Here is an 18,614-nt window from a genome sequence, read left to right as displayed (position 1 = left end):
TTGCGAATTACACTCTGGAGTATCTTGGGTAATGCCAAGCGGGGTAGCTCACGATAATGGGCTGAGAGCGGTATGATGATCCGGTTGTTCCGGTCATTGTACAAGTTGGGTGGTAACGCGGTTCTTCAATCGTCCCTGGATCTGCTGGTGCAGATGAGGGGCGATTTTTTATTTTCGCGTATATTCGGGCATATAAGACCAAGACACAAGGACAGGGAGCTGAGAATGTTGAATATTATTGATGAACTGGAATGGCGCGAGGCGATTAATCAACAGACGGATGCCGAAGGGCTGCGCAAGCTGGTGGAGGAGCAGTCGATTTCGTTGTACTGCGGGGTGGACCCGACCGGAGACAGCATGCATATCGGGCATCTCATTCCGTTCATGATGCTCAAGCGGTTCCAGTTGGCCGGGCACAAGCCCGTCATTCTGATCGGCGGCGCGACCGGAACGATCGGCGACCCGAGCGGACGGCAATCCGAGCGGTCGCTGCAGACGATGGAGCAGGTGCAGGCGAATGTGGAGGCGCTGACCGCGCAGATGAAAAAGCTGTTCCTGACCGACGGAGACAATCAACTGCGCATGGTGAACAACTATGACTGGACGCATCAGTTGAATGTGATTGACTTTTTGCGCGACTACGGGAAAAATTTCAGCATTAATACGATGCTGGCCAAAGATATTGTGTCAAGCCGCCTGGAGAGCGGGATCTCCTACACGGAATTCTCCTACCAGATCCTGCAATCTATGGACTTCCTGCATCTGTACCGGGAAGAGGGCGTGCAATTGCAAATCGGCGGTTCCGATCAGTGGGGAAATATTACGAGCGGACTGGACTTGATTCGCAAAAAGGAAGGCCCTGAGGCCAAGGCGTTCGGCCTGACGATTCCGCTGATGCTGAAAGCGGACGGCACGAAGTTCGGCAAAACGGCCGGCGGCGCGATCTGGCTCGATCCGAAGAAGACGACGCCGTATGAGTTCTACCAGTTCTGGGCGAACACCGACGACCGCGATGTCGTTAAATATTTGAAATACTTCACCTTCCTCGATAAAGAGGCGATTGAAGCGCTGGCCGAGAAAGTGCGCACCGAGCCGCATAAGCGCGAAGCGCAAATTACGCTGGCCGAAGAAATGACGAGATTCGTTCACGGCGAAGAGATGCTGGCGCAGGCGAAACGAATTACGGCCGCGCTGTTCAGCGGCGATATCCGGTCATTGACGGCGGATGAAATTGAGCAAGGCTTCAAGGAAATGCCGACGTTTGAGGCTTCCAAGGAATCCAAGAATATCGTCGAGTGGCTCGTCGATACAGGCATTGAGCCGTCGAAGCGCCAGGCGCGCGAGGATATTGCCAATGGCGCCATTTCGTTGAACGGCGAGCGGGTGAGCGAGCTGGAATTCGTCGTCGGCGCCGAGCACGCGATTGAAGGACGCTTCATCATTATCCGCAAAGGAAAGAAGAAATATCATTTGGTGAAATTGGTGTAAAGGCAAGGACAAAATGAGATGAAAGCAACAAGAGGCGCCGGGCGATGCTGAAATCGCTGCTGCGCCTCTTCTTTTATTGCGGAAAAGTGATGCGGCTGCGGCCGGCAGATAGCCGTTCATTGCGGAGCAGTCATCACCCTGGGCCGGGCTTGCAATTGTCTATATTTCAAAGTACAATTGACATAATTATCTGATTTGTACGGGAAGAATGTCTGTTAGATACTTGAATTGTACCATCATTCGCACATTCGCGCTTATAACGAGGAGACGGCAAAGGAGGAGTATTGGTATGAAGAAGAGAGCTTTGAAGTCTTTGTCTGCAGGTACCGGGCACTCCACTGCTGTTTTCTTTGATGCTTCACAATCACGGGAGAAGTGTGTCCAAAATTGGATAGAAGCGGCTATTCCTGCAGCATTGCGTTCCTAGAAGACAGCGGATAAAATGCCACAGGCCGCTTTCCTGTGGTTACATAGCTTGAGATAAGCGCCACAGGGTTCCTGTGGCGTTTTTTAATTTTTGCCAAAGGAGAAGAGAACTATGAAATTGATCGGAAGTAAAGTGTACGTCAGACCAGTCGAGGAGTCGGATGCGGATAGGCTGCTCGCTCTCGAAGTCAAGAACAGGGATTTCTTTCAACCGTTCACGGGGTTGCGGGAAGCGTCTTTTTATACGCTCCAAGGCCAGGCGGAGCGAATTAAAGAGGCGGTGGAACAAAGCAAAGAAGACAAAGCATACTTTTTTGTCATTTGCTTGCGGGATTGCGGCCAGGTTATTGGCGAAATGATGTTGACCGAAGTCGTCAGATACAACCTGCAAAGCTGTTGGCTTGGGTACTTTCTGGATCAGGATCACAATGGGAAAGGCTATATGACCGAAGCGGTTCAGCTTGTTGTCCGGTATGCTTTTGACGAACTGGATTTTCATCGCATCGAAGCGGGCGTCATGCCGCATAACATAGGTTCTATCAAAGTGCTGCTCAAGGCCGGGTTCCATAAGGAAGGGCTTGCCAAGCAAAATGTGAAAATTAACGGACGCTGGGAAGATCATCAGACATTAGCCATCGTAAACGACGACGATGCTGAGGAAGGGAAAGAGGCCAAAAAGGTTCGGCGCAGCAATCCGAATACGGTTGCCTCTCCCGTCGGCCCTTATACACATCTTGCCGTTGTCCCAAGAGGGGCGGAGTTGTTAGTTCTGTCCGGACAAATCGGGACCGACATGAACGGAGACCTGCCCTCGGATATGAACGAGCAGCTGTATAATACGCTGCAAAATATTCTGCGCATTTTGGAAGGGGAATCGGTATGTGCGGATAATATTATTAAAATCAAAATTTTGGCTACCGAAGAAATGGACTGGGACTGCTTCAATGAAGTGTGGGAGAAGTTCCATGGGGGGACCGCTCCTTCGATGACGATGTCCTATGTGCCGGCTCTGGCGCTTCCTTCTCTCAAAGTCGAAATCGAAGCATGGGCCGCCAGATGGTAATGCCAAATCGTTGTGCCAGTTAACATAATAAATCTTACCGCCCCTCCTCGCAGGCGGGGCGGTTTGTTATCGCCGGCAAGACCTGCGCTCCCTATTGATAATGAGATGTATCCCCGTACATTTCAATGGTTGGAACACGGTTCTCTATCGATATTTTGCTGAGGCTGGCGGATTGGATATCCGGCAGGCTTCCAAGCTCCTGCAATGTTTTATTTCCGTAGTAACCCAGAATTGTCTTCAGGGTAATGCGATGAGTCACAATCAGCACCGTCTCGCCCTGGTGTCTGGAGATGATGCTGTCGATAGCGGGGATCACCCTGCTTATCAATTGCTCATAAGTTTCTCCTAAGCCTGTTGGCTGATACAAATCCGGGCGGTTGAAAAAATGAAAATACTGCTGCGCAAACTGATTCTCGATAAATTCGATATGCTGCCCTTCCCACAGCCCCATATTGATTTCCATGAATTCATCCATCGGCCTGATGCCGACCTGCTGCTTGCCTGCGGCGATCCGGGCCGTTCTCCATGCCCGCATACTGGAGCTTGAATAGACCGCATCCAACCGCACCGACTGCAGTCTCTGCTGCAGCCATTCCGCTTGCAGCACCCCCAAGCTTGTAAGAGGCGAATCTTTGTGTCCCTGCATTCTCTCTTCCACATTCCATTCCGTCTGTCCATGTCTCGTCAAGTATAACGTCGTCTTTGCCAAGGCGCAGCCCTCCATCTTTACCTACCATTCTCGTCTCGAGTATACTATTGAAAAATATAGAATAATAATATATTTTGAATGATATTCATAATGAAAATATATAATAGGGAGCGCCAAGCATGAATTTGCATGCCCTCAAAATATGTTATACCGTTGCCCTGACAGGGAGCGTAACGAAAGCGGCGGAGAAGCTGAAAATAAGCCAGCCGGCCATTACGGCCCAGATCAAGAAATTCGAGAAGGAACTGGATGTCCCCCTGTTCGAGCCGAAAGGAAGGGGAGTCGCGCTGACGTCCATAGGACAAAAAATAATGAATCCGGCAAAGCGTCTCTTCGCGCTGGAAGGTCAAATCGAAGCGATGGCGGAAGAATACCGCACCCATCGCGGCGGCAAATTGCGTATCGCCGGTACCTACTTGGCAACGAGCTGCCTCATTCCAAGATGGGCTGCCCAATTCAAATGCAATCACCCGGAAATTGAGGTGCAGATCACAACGGCGAACACGCAGGATGCGCTGGAACAGCTCATCCATTATGCTGCGGATATCGCGATCTGCGGAGGAGAGTCAGAGAGTCATTCCGGGGAGGTGGAGCGGGAGGAGCTCTATCGGGATGAAGTGTGGTTCGTCGTCGCCCCCGGCCACAAATATGCGAACCGGCATATCTCCTTCCGTCTAATGATGACAGAGCCCTTCATTATGAGGGAGGAAGGGAGCGCCATTCGCGAGAGGCTGTTCGCCCTCTGCAAGACGTACATGGCAAGCCCTCCCGAAATCGCGCTCCAGTTCAGCGGTCTGAACGAGACGATTCATGCCGTCGCTTCCGGGTATGGAGCCAGCTTCATCTCTTCTCTGGCAGCCAGTCCGTACGTCAATCGGGGAGAGCTGGCCCGTGTTCATGTGGACGGGCTGCTCCCCGTCAATTCGATTGCCTTATGTACGCGCAAGCACGGAACATACGAACCATACGTTAAGGAATTTATATCGATGGCACGAAGAAATCCGCATGGCTTCGGGAAGGGAAGCCCTTAATAAGAAACGAGGGGAGCTGATCGGATGGACGTCATGTCCGTATTATCCTTTTTGGGAGTAGCGGTGCTTCTTACGCTGATGCCTGGCCCTGACAATGTATTTGTCCTTGCGCAGAGGAGCATATCCCAGGGCAAAAAAGCAGGCATAGCAACGGCACTTGGCCTATGTACAGGCTTGCTCGTGCACGTGGCCGCCGCGACATTCGGGATTTCAGCGATTATTTATCCATCCGCGCTCGCATTTACGGTCGTGAAGTATGCCGGAACCGCCTATTTATTGTATTTGGCCTGGAAGTCGTTTCGTGAAAAGGGATCGGTTCTCGCCTGGAATGAGGAGACAGCGGTAAACTATGACGCGTTATACAAAAAAGGAATTTGATGAATCTTCTCGATCCGAAAGTATCCTTGTTTTTCTTGGCTTTATTGCCTCTGTTCGTCGATCAGGCCGCCGGTCATGTCCCGGCGCAAATGCTTGTGTTGGAAGCTGTGTTCATACTCCAGGCCATCATACTGTTTAGCGTGATCAGCTTTTTTGCGGAAAAGCTCCGTCCCCTTTTAGTAAAGAGCCCGTCGATTTCTCGAAAAATGAGCTGCATTCAAGGGTCTTTGCTGGGGCTTATCGCCGCGCACATTGCCTTCAGCGAAAAGTGACTTGCTCATTCACGAATGAAGTAAGGCGAGGGATGCGTTGAATTGCTCGTGCCGATTCGTACAGTTGCGATTGGCGAGCCCCCACGCTCATGGATGCTCTCGAACGCTTGCACGGCGGCATTGGCCACTTCAATGTCCTGCGCGCTTGTGCCGCCGCTTACGCCGACTCCCCCTACGATGATCCCTTTCTTGACAAGCGGGATCCCTCCGCCCAAAATCACGATTCTTCCTTGATTCGTCGTGTTGATTCCGAAGGACGGTCCGCCGGGAAGCGCCGCTTCCGACAGATTGGATGTCGGCATTTTCATCGCTGCACTCGTCCATGCTTTGTTGATGGCGATATCGATAGCGGCGATCCGGGCATTATCCATCCGGTGCAGCGCAAGAAGGTTCGCCCCTTCGTCCACGATAGCGATCACTTCCGACAGAGCGAGCTCCCGAGCTTTCCGTTCCGCGGCGGCGAGGAGCATTTTCGCGGCTTCCAATGTCAGTTTCATCAAGTTCATTCACTCCCAGATGTTCATCTGGTGTATTGTATGGTCATTCACCCAGATTCGTGATTGGGGTGAGCTTAAGGTGGAATTGCCAACCGCTCCCCGGTTCGAACCAGGGAGCGGTTGCTGTTGATGTCAACGGTCAGCCCGCGAAGGATATCGGATGGCCGGGCAGCTATTTTATTTTCCGGCCGGAGTGTAATATTCAATATCCTCTTTATACATGCTGTATGCTTCGGCATATTCCATCACGCGGGCCACATCCGAGATGAAGGCTTCGTCATACCCGGCCCGCCGCAACAGATGGAAGCCCATTTCCATGCCGGAGGCGATGCCTGCCCCGGTGATGATTCGGCCGGCATCGACAATGCGCGCCCGGCTGATCGTGCAAGCCGGCGCGAGCTCGGCAAGCCGATCGATGGGCACCTTGCCCATGGCGGAAGCTTCCAGCCGATCCGGTGCTTTGCGGCTGGTCGCCGGCAGCCCGTCCAGCAGCCCCATGTTCCCATAGATCCAGGAGCCGGTGCAGACGCTGGTCAGCAAGGTCGTCTCGGGCAGCGAGCGTATAAAGTGGTGCAGCCGCTTGTTGTAGGTCTCCTGCCGGGTTCCGAACCCGCCGGGGATGAGAAAGGCATCCATATCCGGCATGTCGTTGAAGCTGTAGTTGGGGTGGACCGTAAGGCCGGCTTGGGTCTGGACGGGTCTTAGTGCATCGGCGACCAGAAAGGCGTCCAGCCCGGGATCCAGTCTGCGCGCTACCGAAAACACGCCATAAGGCGCGGCATAATCGACGACCTCGGCATCCTTGAAAATATAGACACCCAATCGGAAGCCTTGTTTTTTACTCATGGTTCATCCTCTCGCTTTCCTATCGAATTTTGAAATCGATTTATGATATTGTTGCGAGATTTATGATATCATGGAATCAGCTATCGCAGTCATGAGGATATACGATATGACGTATTTCATTTTTCGATATCAGGAGGGGGAGCTATGATCGAATTGCTGGAAGGGAGAGTCATGAAGACCTTTATTGCCGTGATGGAGGAAAAAAGCTTCAGCCGCGCGGCGGATCGGCTCGGCTATGTTCAATCGACGGTAACCACCCATATTCAGTCCCTGGAGCAGGCGTGCAAGCAGAAATTGTTCCATCGCTTGCCGCGCGGGGTGAAGCCGACGCCCGCCGGCGAAAAATTGATGAAATACGCCTATCAATTTGTTCATCTCGGATCTTCAATCGAAGAAGCGATGAATGAGCTGGAGCAGCCGAAGGGAACGGTTTATCTTCGCATGCAGGAATCTTTTTTTCTGACGCGCTTTTCTTCCTTTATGCCGTATTTTGTGACTAAGTACCCCGGGGTGAAATTGCGGATTGAAGCGGGATTTTATCAGGATATTCTCGATCATGTGCTGGAGCACGCGATTGATTTCGGTATGGTCCCGCGCGATCCGCAGCGGCATGACGTCGTCTTTTATCCGTTGGCGGAAGAGAAATTGATCTTTATTGCTTCCCGGGCGCTGATGAGCGCGGTGGAGACGGAAGGGCCTCAGCGGTTAAGCCAGGAGGTCTTGATCAGCTTCGGAACCGACTGCCTGTATCATACGCAGGCGAGCCAGGCCCTGCAGAAGGCGGGCATTGCCGTGAAGGAGGCGCTGGAGCTGCCAAGCCTTGACATGATTAAGCAATCCGTGAAATGGGGATCAGGCTTTGCCCTGCTTCCGGAAATTGCGGTGCAGGCCGAGCTTGAGGCAGGTGAATTCGACGCGCTTCCCATCGGTTCGGACATCCGCTCAACGCATGGAATGATCGTTCATAAAAGCAGAGAATTAAGCTTCCCGGCCCGATTGCTGCTGTCGGAATGGACAGAATACTCCAGTGGATGAACAAGGAACAGCCTCCGGAACCGGAACGGTGGGGAGGCTTGTTGGCGTTCGATGCTATGTTCCCGCGTGCTTTGGGATGATCCGGGTTCCCTATGTCTCCAAATCCGGTGGGCGCAGGCAAGTGGATGGTGCAGAAATCGTCAGATTGGATGGTTACGGGTTGAGGCATTTCCGTTATATTCAAGGCGCATGGAAGGGGGGGCTCCTGGCGGCCCTCGATCTTTCCGTAGGTGTCCCCGAAGCCGCTTTGATTGCGATGTGACGGGAATTACAGCCGTCCTGACGTCTTTCAATTGATCGCGAACGATAAAAAACAAGAAGTCGTACGAACTGCAGGCATGTCATAATAAAAGGGAGGCAGTTCCGCTTCGATGCGGATCCTCCCTTGGCCGCCTCGGGCGGATTAAGCCAGACACGACCTTGGGTCGTGTTTTTTGCAGACAGAGAAAAGGAGAGAACGCCATGTCACAACGAAATGTAGATGAATTGCGGGAGCAATTGGACGCGATTAACGCGCAGCTGCTGGAGCTGCTGTCGGAACGGGCCCGCATTACCCAGGAGATCGGGAATGAGAAAGGGAAGCAGGGCGTACCCAAGTTCGACCCGGTGCGGGAAAAAGCAATGCTCGACAGGCTGGTCGCCAGTAATAAAGGACCGTTTGATGACAAAACGATTCGCCACCTGTTCAAGCAAATTTTTCAAGCGTCGCTGAACCTGCAGCAAGAGGAGCAGAAGAAGCATCTGTTGGTCAGCCGCAAAAATCAGCAGGAAGATACTATCGTCACGTTGGATTCGATAGCGGTCGGAGGAGGAGCGCCCGTCATGATCGCCGGGCCGTGCTCGGTCGAGAGCTATGAGCAGGTCCGCCAAGTCGCGGCGGCGCTGAAGGAAGCCGGCATTACGGTCATGCGCGGGGGGGCCTTCAAGCCAAGAACCTCCCCTTACGATTTCCAGGGTCTCGGGGTAGAAGGCCTGAAGATTTTGAAGGAAGTCGGCACCGAATTCGGGTTGAAGACGATAAGCGAGATCGTGGACCCGTCCCATATCGAGATGGCCTGCGAGTATATCGACGTGATCCAGATCGGCGCCAGAAATATGCAAAATTTCGAGCTGCTGAAGGCGGCCGGAGAGGTACGCACGCCGATCCTGTTGAAGCGCGGGCTGGCAGCCACGATCGATGAATTCCTCCATGCCGCGGAATACATCGTATCGCGGGGAAATGCCCAAGTGATGCTGATCGAGCGCGGCATTCGAACTTATGAGAAGGCGACCCGGAACACGCTCGATATCTCCGCCGTGCCGATTCTGAAGCAGGAGTGCCATCTTCCGGTGCTTGTCGATGTCACGCATTCCACCGGAAGGAAGGATATTATGGCTCCATGCGCCAAGGCAGCGCTGGCCGCGGGGGCAGACGGCATCATGGTCGAGGTTCACCCGGATCCCGCCACGGCGTTATCCGACGCGGCGCAGCAGATGAATATCGAGGAGTTCAAGCAGTTCTTCACGGAAGTCCGGCAGTCCGGCTTACTGCGGCCGTAGAATAATACAGCACAGAGAAGAGGTCATGTCTTTTGTTATCGTTTCGTTATCGCTTGTTGGCATGGTCTTCCTTCGTCGGCATGTTTCTTGTCTTGCTGGCGGGAGCTCTCGTGACCAAGACCGGTTCCGGGCGGGCTGCGGGGACGATTGGCCCCTGTGCAACGGGAAGTTCGTTCCGGCCTACACGGTGGAGTCCTTCATCGAGTATTCTCATCGCTTCGTTACCGGCATCGTAGGCATCATTGTCGTGCTAACGTTCTGGTATACTTGGCGGTATCTGAGACAGCACCGCGAGGCGGCCGCGTATGCCGGCGGAACGCTGCTGTTCACGATCGTCCAGGCCTTGATGGGCGCGGCGGCGGTCAAATGGCCGCAACAGCCGGCCGTGATGGCGCTTCACTTCGGGATATCGCTGCTTGCGGTAGCCAGCAGCATGCTGCTTGTTGCATGGTGTTATCGGGCGGATAACAAGACAGAGCCGCATTTCTCCCGTCAATTTCCGAAGTCGGTTTATATCGCGGCATGGGGAATCTGGGTCTGCTGTTATGGCGTCGTTTATTTGGGCGCCTACATTCGTCATACCGGGACCGAAGGGGCCTGCATGGGCTGGCCGCTATGCAACGGGCAGCTGATCCCCTACCTGTCCGGGGCGTCGGGGATTGTATTCGCGCATCGCGCCGCAGCGGCGGTCCTGCTTCTTCTGCTGGCCGGATTGCATATCCTTGTTCGCCGCGCCTTCCGGAACCGGCGAGCCGATTCGAGCTCCGGCACCGTTACGGCCCTCGCGCTTGCGATCGCACAGATTATGAGCGGCGCACTGCTTACGGCGACGATCGCCGACGAGAATGCTTATTTATTTGCCAGCCTGCTGCATAATGTGTTGGCCACGCTGCTGTTCGGCGTGCTGACGGACATCGCCATCCGTTCCTGGAAGCATCGCATGCACTAAGGCAGGACTGACCTCAAAACGAATTTCACAAAGACGTCTTCAACCTCGCTGTCATGGCGGGGCTGAAGGCGTCTTTTGCTTATTGCGCCAATTGTTTCCGTTTGTTGAACATGGCCGGTATTTTCAGTTAACGAGTGGATGGTGACACCTGCACCGTTCCCTTTTAAAGTAAGGCGTGATATAAATCACACCATTCGATAGGGAGATGAAAAAATGAAGAGATCCAACACCTTCCGCTGGCTGGCGTTCCTATCCATGATCGCGCCGCTGCTCGTGCTGACGACCGGATGCGCCGAGCATATGATCGTGCTCGATCCGAAAGGGCCGATTGCCGAACAACAGCGGGATCTCATGGTGATCTCCACCGTGTTGGCATCTATCGTCATCGTGCCGGTTCTGATTCTGGCGGCGATCATTGTGTGGCGCTACCGGGACAAGGAAGGCCGGACAGCGAAGTATGCGCCGGAGTGGGAGCACAACACCAAGCTGGAGCGAGATCAAAACCTTCTTGCTCGATTCCTTCAAGACAGCCATTGCCAAGGATGAGTCCTCGGATCAAGTCATTCATGGGACTTCGTTTTTCTTGGTCGACCCGTCCGGCACGGTCGTGGCCAAGTACGACGGGATGATCGATACGCCCTACGACAAAATCATTAATGACGTAAAAGCATTGCAGCATTAACGATATGCTGAGTTAATTATCTGATAAGGGGGAAGCAACGCATGCACAACGCGTTGGAAATGAGCACCAGCGTTATTTTGCGGTTGGAGTATGAGTCCGCGGCCTTTGGAGCGATCTGGTCGTATGCGGCCTGGGGGCGGCGGGGATGGCCTGCGCCAAAATATTGCTGGCCTCCGGGGTTGCCGATCTGATCGGCGTAGATCGGCAAGGAGCCCTCGTAAGCGGACATGCTTATTCGGATCCGCTCTGGAACGGGTTCGCTGGCCGGACGAATCCGCGAAAGGTGGAAGGCGGCCTCTCCGAAGCGCTTGAGGGAGCTGACGTATTCATCGGTCTGTCCGGTCCGAATGTGTTGAAGGCGGAGGATGTGGAGCGGATGGCGGCAGACCCGATCGTGTTTGCGATGGCGAATCCGCTCCCCGAGATTATGCCGGAGGAGGCGGAGCCGCATGCGCGCGTCATTGCGACCGGGCGTTCGGATTACCCGAACCAGTCAGATCAATAACGTATTATGCTTTCCCGGCATGTTCCGCGGCGTGCTGGATTGCCGGGCTTCCCGGATAACGGAATCGATGAAGCTTGCCGCGGCCCAAGCGATCGCTTCGGTTATTACCGATGAAGAACGGAATGAGCAGTATATTATTCCAAGCGTCTTCCATCCCCAGGTGGCGGACAAAGTGAGCCAGGCGGTTATCGCGGCAGCCTATGAATCCGGGGTGGCCCGGCGAAGCCGGGAGGCTCGCGGTAGCTAATTGAAAAAGGTGAATGAATTGACGTGTATAGGACAGCTATACAGCGCAATCATTCACCTTTTTGGCTTATTAACCAAGAACGGAGCGAAGAGAGGCCGCGAACGCGGCTAGGCCCGGGGCGATCTCTTCCGCCTTCGGCCTTGCATAGGTGAAGCGCACATAGCCGGAACCGGAGCCGTATACGCTGCCGGGCGCGAAGATGACTCCGTTGCGGATCCCTTCCTCCAGCAGCTTGCCGTCATTGACCTCGGGCAAGATTTTACACCATAGGTGCAAGCCCCCCTGCGGCACCGGGAAGCTGACCAGCCCCGGAAGCTCGCGCTGCAGCGCTTCGATTGCCGCATCCCGCTTGTAGAGCAGATTCATGCGCAGCCGGTCCAGATGCGGCCGGGTATAGGCGGACTTCAGGAATTGGGCAGCCACCTTTTGCGGAACGACGCTCAGCCCGAAGTCCATCTGCTGTCTGGCATCGGCCAGCCGTTCGACGACGGAATGCGGCGCGACCATCCATCCGACACGCAGCCCGGAGGCGGCGATTTTGGAGAACGAGCCGATATAGAGGACCGAGCCCAGCGAATCCATGGACTTGAGGGACCGCGGCGGGTTGCCGTCATAGGCCGTCAGGCTGAACGGATCATCCTCGACAATCGGCAGCCCCAACTCGCTCGTTACATGGAACAGTTCCGCCCTCCGTTCGGCGTCGAGGACGGCGCCTGTCGGGTTCTGGTAATTCGGATTCAGGAAGACCATCTTGATTCGATGCTTTTTATAGAGTGTGCGCACATCCTCGGGCCGGACTCCATGCCGACCGACGGGAAGGCGGAACAAGCGAAGACCTGCCGATTGGAACATGGGCAGCGAGTAGCAGTAAGAAGGATCTTCGATCGCAACCGCATCGCCGGGGGCCAGCAGACATTGGGTAATTAAATATAACGATTGCTGGGATCCGGATGTGATGAGGATGGACGACTCTGTCGTCTGAATGCCCCGATATTGGCTCAAAAAAGAGATGAGCGCTTCCCGAAGGGGCAAAAATCCTTGCGGATTGTCATACCCGAGATACCCGGTATAGTGATTTTCATCGATCAGCGCATTGATTTCTTCCACGGGAGAGAGGTCCGCACCCAGCTCGCCGCTCGCAAAATCGATTAATGCGCTGTCCTGCTGCAGCGCTTCCCGGATACGGCGCAGACAAGCGACGTTCGGCAGAAAGCTTCCGCCCTCGCAATACCGGTGCCAGTTGGGGGTATGCTTCGGCGTCGCTCCCCATTTATACTTGCTAACCCGGGTTCCGCTTCCCGAGCGGCTCTCGATGATTCCCAACGCGCGAAGCTCCGCGTAAGCCAGAATCACGGTGCTGCGGTTCACGCCCAGTTGCGCGGCTAGTTTGCGTTCGGAGGGCAGCAGACTGCCTGGCGGGAACTCGCCATAGGCGATTCTGCGTTCAATGTCATCCGCTATCTGTTGATAGAGAGGCTGGCTGCTGCGGCGATCAGGCATCCGCATCATGTTCACCTCCTGCCTGCTGTAGTAAGATCGAGGTTCTCGCAGAATTCTTTAATCATACCATTTGGCTTGCGCCAATGCTCCGCTCATCTTTGGCGAAAAAATAGCAATATGTTGAACATGGATGGGGATCCGGGGGATGGATTGGATGGTCTGCAGGCATGTCATCATCATGAGATTTCGAATTACGAAAATCAGCCAAGATGTGGTATAGTAGCGACGTGCGCAGGAGAGCTGCAAAACAAACCGTCGTACTTCCTTCGGAGGTGTAAAATGATATATTTAGAAACATCGAGACTGCAATTGCGCGATTGGGCAGACACAGACTTGGAGCCATTTCAGCGGCTCAATGCGGATGAACAGGTTATGCGGTATTTTCCTAAAACCTTATCCTCCGAAGAAACCAGGGAGTTCTATCATGCGATTTTAGCCGAGTTTACAGAGCGCGGATATGGGCTATATGCCGTGGAAGTAAAGGAAAATAAAGAGTTTATCGGTTTGACAGGATTTCATAGGGCGACATTCGAGGCTGATTTCACGCCGTGCATAGAAATTGGATGGCGGTTGAAAAAAGAGGCTTGGGGAAAAGGATATGCGACCGAGGGGGCGGCCGCCTGTTTGCAATATGGATTTAATGAATTAGGTTTTCGCGATGTGTACAGTTTTACAGCCAAGATAAATAAGCCTTCGCAAAACGTAATGCAAAAAATCGGCATGAGTTTTATTAAATCGTTCAACCACCCGAAAGTCGAGGCAGGAAGTCCACTGAAGGAACATGTTTTATTTCATATAAAGGCTTCACAGGAGGAGAAAGATGACAAACAGCCCTAAGCTTGTTCACAGCACACCCGAAGAATCCAAGCATGTCCTGCACAAATTGATTGAGTTCAATGCCAAATGCGTGCCCAACGCCGAGCTCGAAGAGGTTAATTTATGTTTGAAGGATGTTAGCGGAGAGATTGTTGCCGGTCTGTAGGCAAAATCCTGCATAAATACAGCAATTCGGTAGGGACGACTTCATCAGAAAGGGAATCCTGTAAAACTGCAGCAAATTCACCCGTTTCTCCTCGACTTAGCTCAAAAGGGCCTAAAATGATGTAGCCGTGCAGCAATTCCTCGAAATGTGGGCTCATTGAGCCGAAAATCCTGTAAAATAGCAGCAATTCCCTCCACACGTTAAAACCCCAGGAGATTACGATGTCTCCAGAAGGCGATGACGCTCTGAATGCCAAGTTTCGATTAGGTACTCACCCCTCCGAAAAAAAGGGTTTTCCAACAGCCTGAAGGCTGCTTGAATATGTGCGAGCATATGGTGACCGCTATGCTCGGCACACCCGACATTCATGCCAGAAGAAGGCAGATCCTTCTGCTGCGGGATTGCGCGACGATCTGTGCGACGATGGCATGTTATTTGGCGAGAGATGTGCAGCAGGATCTGTCTGAATTGCGCCCAGGAGTGCAGGGCATTTGCCTCGATGCAAGGATAAGTTCAGGTGAACGGCGAAAATAAATAAAAACAGTCGCCTGTTCGTTTTTTATGAGCAATCGGCTGTTTTTATGCGGCAGCCAAACTTGGGGGCGAATTTGAATCGAACATGGAAGGAGAAAAGAGAAAAGGAGAATGATTCTCGTTCTGATTAGCTCGAAAAGGAGAATGCCCGATGCAGCAGCACCCCAGTGGCTGAAAGAGGGCTTGCGAACGATTTGCAATATTGTAATGTATAATGAAAAAGACCTGCATTGGTAAATCTAACGCGTCTCGTTCGAAAGGGGTTATTTCACAGCGATGAATGATCGCCATCAGCTTTTTCATACATTGTGCAAACGTCAAGTGCGGTTAGCGGAGCATTCTTCTTATGGAATCGGAGGGGAGGCGGATTATTTTGCGATGCCGGAAACGGCGGAGCAGTTTATGGCCATCTTGGAAGGGTGCAAAACGTACGGGATGGAGTATTTCGTGTTCGGCATGGGGACGAACATTCTGTTTCCGGAGCGGCCGCGGAAGGGAACCGTCTATATTTCATTGAAGAACTTTGCCGAGATCAGACAGATTGACGGCTCCGCTTGGTTTATTTCTTCCGGATTGCCTCTGTCGATGCTGTCTGTCGCAGGTTTGATCTGGGGAACATCCGGGCTTCATTTTACATATTTGCTGCCGGGCTGCGTGGGCGCCGGTATTTATATGAATGCGAAGTATCACGATGATCAGATGGGAGACAAGATAGAGAAGGTTTATTATGTGGATGTTACCGACCCGGGGCTGTCTCTGCAAGTCATCCGTGCCGAAGATTGCCAGTTCTCCTATAAACAATCGATTTTTCAGCAGAAACCATGGATTATCGTCGGTGCGGAGATTCGGGTTCCCGAGCTTGATGAACCGGCAGAGAGCGAACTTGGAGGCATCCTGGAGAGATATAAGGAAGGGAGCGGCCAGCTGTCGTCGCTGTCTCAATTTTATTCTTTCTTTTCCAATGAAGTGAAGGGGCTTGAGCTTAGACATCACGCCTTACCTGGGCAACTGTCGGACATCGATAAGTACCGGACGGGGAACCGGCATTTTACTTCCCGATCTTGCGGTTCTTTTTTTAAAAATAACTACGCGGCAGGCGCCTCGATCGGCGCTCTCGTCGATAGGCTGAACTTAAAAGGACTCGCTCATGGCGGGGCGATGATTTCGCCGTATCATGGCAATATGATTTTGAACCATCGCGATGCGACGGCATCCGACATCCTTTATTTGAAGGATATCATCTCTGAGGGGATTTACCGGCATTTCGGTTTTATTCCCGAGCCCGAAGTGGTTATCGTTCCGGAAGATAAATAAGACGACCGGATTGACCTTTACGTTACGTCATAGTCTATCCTCAAGTTATCTTGCATGTGGAGGAGGACTGCCGATGAATACGCTCATCAAAAATGTGATCATCGTGACGATGAAAGAGGGGGACGCCCCGTTCCATGGTGATATCCATCTCGCAGGGGATACGATTCAACAAATCGGGCCTGCCCTGGATGTGGATGCCGACGAAGTGTGGGATGGCCAAGGAATGGCGGCAATGCCTGGCTTAATTAATGCGCACCAACACACTCCGATGAGCTTGCTGCGGGGCTTCTCGGATGACCTCAAGCTAATGGATTGGCTGGAACGCAAAATGCTGCCCGCCGAAGCGAACATGACGCCTGAAGATATTTATTGGGGCGCCAAGCTGTCGATGGCGGAAATGATCAAATCGGGCACGACCGCTTTTGCAGATATGTACATTCATATGGATGAAATCGCCGCTGCGGTGGACGAAGTGGGCATGCGGGCCTCTTTGTCCAGAGGAATGGTATTTCTGCAGGACGACGGGGGCCAGCGATTGACGGAAGCGCTTGGACTCATCGAGCGATGGAACGGAAAGGCGGACGGCAGAATTACGACGATGCTTGCTCCCCATGCGCCATATACTTGTCCGCCCGAACCGCTGAAGCGCATCGTCAGGCTTGCCGAAGAGATGCGCCTTCCGATCCATATCCACCTGGCTGAGACGATAGAAGAAGTGATGTCCATCCGCGAAAAATATAACGTGACGCCCGCCGAATACTTATACAATATCGGCCTGTTCGACAAGGCACATGTTCTCTTGGCGCATGGCGTGCATATGACGCGGGGAGACATCGGGCTGTTGAGAGACATGCGCGGCGGCGTGGCGCATAATCCGGTCAGCAACTTGAAGCTGGGCTGCGGGATTGCGCCGGTCTTGGACATGATGAACCAAGGGATTGTGGTTGGCTTGGGAACCGACGGCGCCGGCAGCGCCGCCACGGTGGACATGTTCGAGGAGATCAAGGCGGCGGCCTGGCTGCAAAAGCTGGACTGCGGCGATCCGACGATGCTGTCTGCCGGCCAGGCGCTGCGCATGGCTACCCGGGAGAGCGCCAAGCTATTGAATATCGATCGCGAAGCAGGGACGCTCGAAGCCGGCAAGCGCGCCGACCTGATCCTCGTGGATGTGAACAAGCCGCATTTGCAGCCCGTCCATCAGCTCGAGTCGCTGCTCGCATACAGCGCGAACGGAGCGGATGTCGACACGACCATCGTGAACGGGAAGGTTCTGATGAGGCATCGGCAGCTGGTAACAATCGACGAGGATGAAGTACTGCGTCAGGCTTCCACCCGGGCCAGACGCATCGTAGCGGGAATATAAATAATGCAGGATCGCCTTCTGCTCCGCATTGACGGCTGGGCAGAAGGCGATTTTTTGTTCGGAGAGGCATGATCATATTTGACATTGAGAATCATTATCAAGTAAGCTGTAATATATGGGATTGAGAGGTCGTGTTTTCCTTGAGCAAAAAAAATGTAAGCATACAATATATGGTTGGTATGTTTAGTGTAAACTCCTTATGGAGAGCCTCCTAATTGTGATGCGAGGAAGAGAGGGGAAAAGTTGAAGCTGCAACTAAATGCACGAAATTTAGACGGTGTCTTTGCGCAGTTAAGCGATATATCACCGTCGACGGATCCGCAAGAACAATATCGGTACACTGTTCCGATTCTGGGCGGCACGGGGCGTGTCCAGCGGATTGTGCTGCGGCGTGGAATGGAACTCAATTGGTTCGAAGCGAGTCTGTCCGAGCCGGTGACGATGGATGTCGGGATCCAATATCCTCATCTGGAGATTACGTATACATTTTCGGGCCAAGGATGCTGGGATGCCGGGGGCCGGGCTTCAAGCTACGGGCTGGCTCCCGGCGTGTCCAATTTTATCTTCATCCGGGATTCGAAGGTGCATGCGGAGCTGTATCCGCAGGAACGGTTATGGCATATGGAGCTCCGGCTGGATGTGCGCCAGTTCCACGAACTGCATCCTGATGTGGCCCGGCTGACGGATGACTCCACGTACTGCAGACAGACGGCGGGTTCTCCCCACATTGCTCCTATCGTGGAACAAATGGCGCAATGCCCTTATCAAGGAAGCCTCCGGAAGTTGTATCTGGAAGGGAAAGCGAATGAACTGCTGGTCCATCACCTGGACGGGGCGCAAAAGGAGGAACGGGTCCGAACGGAGCTGTCCAAGCTGAACGCCGAGGATATCCGGTGTCTTCACGAAGCGCGAGAAATATTGACCCATTGCTGGAGGAAGCCTCCGAGCTTGCTTGAGCTTGCCAGATTGGCGGGCTTGAATGATTATAAGCTCAAGCTTGGCTTCAAGGAATTGTTCGGCACGACCGTATTCGGTTATGTGCGAGCGCTGCGAATGAATGAAGCACGGAAAATTTTGGAGCAAGGAGAAGGCAATGTGAGCGAAGCGGCCCTCATGGTCGGCTACCATAATATAAGCCATTTCGCCGCTCTATTCCGCAAAACCTATGGCTATAATCCGAGCGAACTCGGGAAGGCGAACGCGGCAGCGCAAGCCTGTCATCTTAAGAAGGTCCGTTGAACGCTAACGATACAA

General features: G+C 53.3%; 15 protein-coding genes, 4 pseudogenes and 1 other annotated feature (1 of these 20 running past the window's edge). Of the genes and pseudogenes, 15 read left to right on the top strand and 4 right to left on the bottom strand.

Annotation, left to right across the window (positions count from 1 at the left end; genetic code table 11):
• Positions 1-140 (top strand) — a binding site (T-box leader) (it extends 85 nt beyond the left edge of the window).
• Positions 141-228: 88 nt separating this feature from the next.
• Together tyrS and L6439_RS14840 are read left to right on the top strand one after the other, a co-directional pair.
• Positions 229-1,488 carry a tyrosine--tRNA ligase gene (tyrS, locus tag L6439_RS14845; RefSeq protein ID WP_168182590.1) on the top strand — a complete coding sequence of 420 codons (1,260 nt, stop codon included), beginning with the start codon at positions 229-231 and terminating at the stop codon, positions 1,486-1,488.
• A 538-nt stretch (positions 1,489-2,026) separates the two neighbouring features.
• Positions 2,027-2,977 (top strand): GNAT family N-acetyltransferase, encoded by a 951-nt coding sequence (locus L6439_RS14840; protein WP_168182586.1) that lies wholly within the window; start codon positions 2,027-2,029, stop codon positions 2,975-2,977.
• A gap of 91 nt (positions 2,978-3,068) precedes the next feature.
• On the opposite strand, the gene L6439_RS14835 is transcribed toward L6439_RS14840, so the two are convergent.
• Positions 3,069-3,686 (bottom strand): histidine phosphatase family protein, encoded by a 618-nt coding sequence (locus L6439_RS14835; RefSeq protein ID WP_213468366.1) that lies wholly within the window; start codon positions 3,684-3,686, stop codon positions 3,069-3,071.
• A gap of 119 nt (positions 3,687-3,805) precedes the next feature.
• Here L6439_RS14835 and L6439_RS14830 point away from each other — a divergent pair, with 119 nt between their 5' ends.
• Together L6439_RS14830 and L6439_RS14825 are read left to right on the top strand one after the other, a co-directional pair.
• Positions 3,806-4,717 carry a LysR family transcriptional regulator gene (locus L6439_RS14830; RefSeq protein WP_213468367.1) on the top strand — a complete coding sequence of 304 codons (912 nt, stop codon included), beginning with the start codon at positions 3,806-3,808 and terminating at the stop codon, positions 4,715-4,717.
• A 24-nt stretch (positions 4,718-4,741) separates the two neighbouring features.
• A pseudogene (locus L6439_RS14825) lies at positions 4,742-5,367 on the top strand (LysE family translocator).
• Positions 5,368-5,372: 5 nt separating this feature from the next.
• On the opposite strand, the gene L6439_RS14820 reads toward L6439_RS14825, so the two are convergent.
• Together L6439_RS14820 and L6439_RS14815 are read right to left on the bottom strand one after the other, a co-directional pair.
• Entirely contained in the window at positions 5,373-5,864 is a 492-nt protein-coding gene (locus L6439_RS14820) for a GlcG/HbpS family heme-binding protein (RefSeq protein ID WP_420540596.1), read from the bottom strand.
• A 177-nt stretch (positions 5,865-6,041) separates the two neighbouring features.
• Positions 6,042-6,710, bottom strand: a complete 669-nt coding sequence (locus L6439_RS14815; RefSeq protein ID WP_168182582.1) for a DJ-1/PfpI family protein — start codon at positions 6,708-6,710, stop codon at positions 6,042-6,044.
• A 144-nt stretch (positions 6,711-6,854) separates the two neighbouring features.
• Between L6439_RS14815 and L6439_RS14810 the strand changes: the two genes are divergently transcribed.
• From L6439_RS14810 to L6439_RS14790, 5 genes and pseudogenes are all read left to right on the top strand, one after another.
• Complete coding sequence (locus L6439_RS14810) at positions 6,855-7,745, top strand: LysR family transcriptional regulator (RefSeq protein WP_213468369.1); 891 nt, start codon at positions 6,855-6,857, stop codon at positions 7,743-7,745.
• Between the two features lie 462 nt (positions 7,746-8,207).
• Positions 8,208-9,284: a bifunctional 3-deoxy-7-phosphoheptulonate synthase/chorismate mutase gene (locus L6439_RS14805; protein ID WP_213468370.1), complete on the top strand. Its 1,077-nt coding sequence runs from the start codon at positions 8,208-8,210 to the stop codon at positions 9,282-9,284.
• Positions 9,285-9,316: 32 nt separating this feature from the next.
• Positions 9,317-10,233 (top strand): annotated as a pseudogene (locus L6439_RS14800) (COX15/CtaA family protein).
• A 213-nt stretch (positions 10,234-10,446) separates the two neighbouring features.
• Positions 10,447-10,725 (top strand): annotated as a pseudogene (locus tag L6439_RS14795) (cytochrome ubiquinol oxidase subunit II); the annotation flags it as partial.
• Between the two features lie 305 nt (positions 10,726-11,030).
• Positions 11,031-11,667, top strand: a pseudogene (locus L6439_RS14790) (NAD(P)-dependent malic enzyme); the annotation flags it as partial.
• Positions 11,668-11,736: 69 nt separating this feature from the next.
• Here L6439_RS14790 and pdxR read toward each other — a convergent pair.
• Positions 11,737-13,173, bottom strand: coding sequence for a MocR-like pyridoxine biosynthesis transcription factor PdxR (gene pdxR / locus L6439_RS14785; protein ID WP_213468445.1), 1,437 nt, complete (start codon positions 13,171-13,173; stop codon positions 11,737-11,739).
• A 273-nt stretch (positions 13,174-13,446) separates the two neighbouring features.
• On the opposite strand from pdxR, the gene L6439_RS14780 reads away from it, so the two are divergent.
• The 6 genes from L6439_RS14780 to L6439_RS14760 all read left to right on the top strand — a co-directional run bounded on the left by L6439_RS14780 (position 13,447) and on the right by L6439_RS14760 (position 18,599).
• Positions 13,447-14,004 carry a GNAT family N-acetyltransferase gene (locus L6439_RS14780; protein WP_213468371.1) on the top strand — a complete coding sequence of 186 codons (558 nt, stop codon included), beginning with the start codon at positions 13,447-13,449 and terminating at the stop codon, positions 14,002-14,004.
• Positions 13,988-14,149, top strand: a complete 162-nt coding sequence (locus tag L6439_RS14775) for a hypothetical protein (RefSeq protein WP_237096476.1) — start codon at positions 13,988-13,990, stop codon at positions 14,147-14,149. Before L6439_RS14780 ends, L6439_RS14775 begins: the two co-directional genes overlap by 17 nt.
• Positions 14,150-14,470: 321 nt before the next feature.
• Positions 14,471-14,683: a four-helix bundle copper-binding protein gene (locus L6439_RS29880; protein WP_475718275.1), complete on the top strand. Its 213-nt coding sequence runs from the start codon at positions 14,471-14,473 to the stop codon at positions 14,681-14,683.
• Positions 14,684-14,959: 276 nt separating this feature from the next.
• Positions 14,960-15,997, top strand: coding sequence for a UDP-N-acetylmuramate dehydrogenase (locus L6439_RS14770; protein WP_213468372.1), 1,038 nt, complete (start codon positions 14,960-14,962; stop codon positions 15,995-15,997).
• A 73-nt stretch (positions 15,998-16,070) separates the two neighbouring features.
• Positions 16,071-17,360, top strand: a complete 1,290-nt coding sequence (locus L6439_RS14765; RefSeq protein ID WP_213468373.1) for an amidohydrolase — start codon at positions 16,071-16,073, stop codon at positions 17,358-17,360.
• A 243-nt stretch (positions 17,361-17,603) separates the two neighbouring features.
• Entirely contained in the window at positions 17,604-18,599 is a 996-nt protein-coding gene (locus L6439_RS14760; RefSeq protein ID WP_213468374.1) for a helix-turn-helix transcriptional regulator, read from the top strand.
• Positions 18,600-18,614 lie beyond the last annotated feature (15 nt).

Source organism: Paenibacillus dendritiformis (assembly GCF_021654795.1).
Classification (GTDB): Bacteria; Bacillota; Bacilli; order Paenibacillales; family Paenibacillaceae; genus Paenibacillus_B.
Note: the sequence above shows the minus strand (reverse complement) of the source record. Positions and strands in the feature narration are given on the sequence as shown.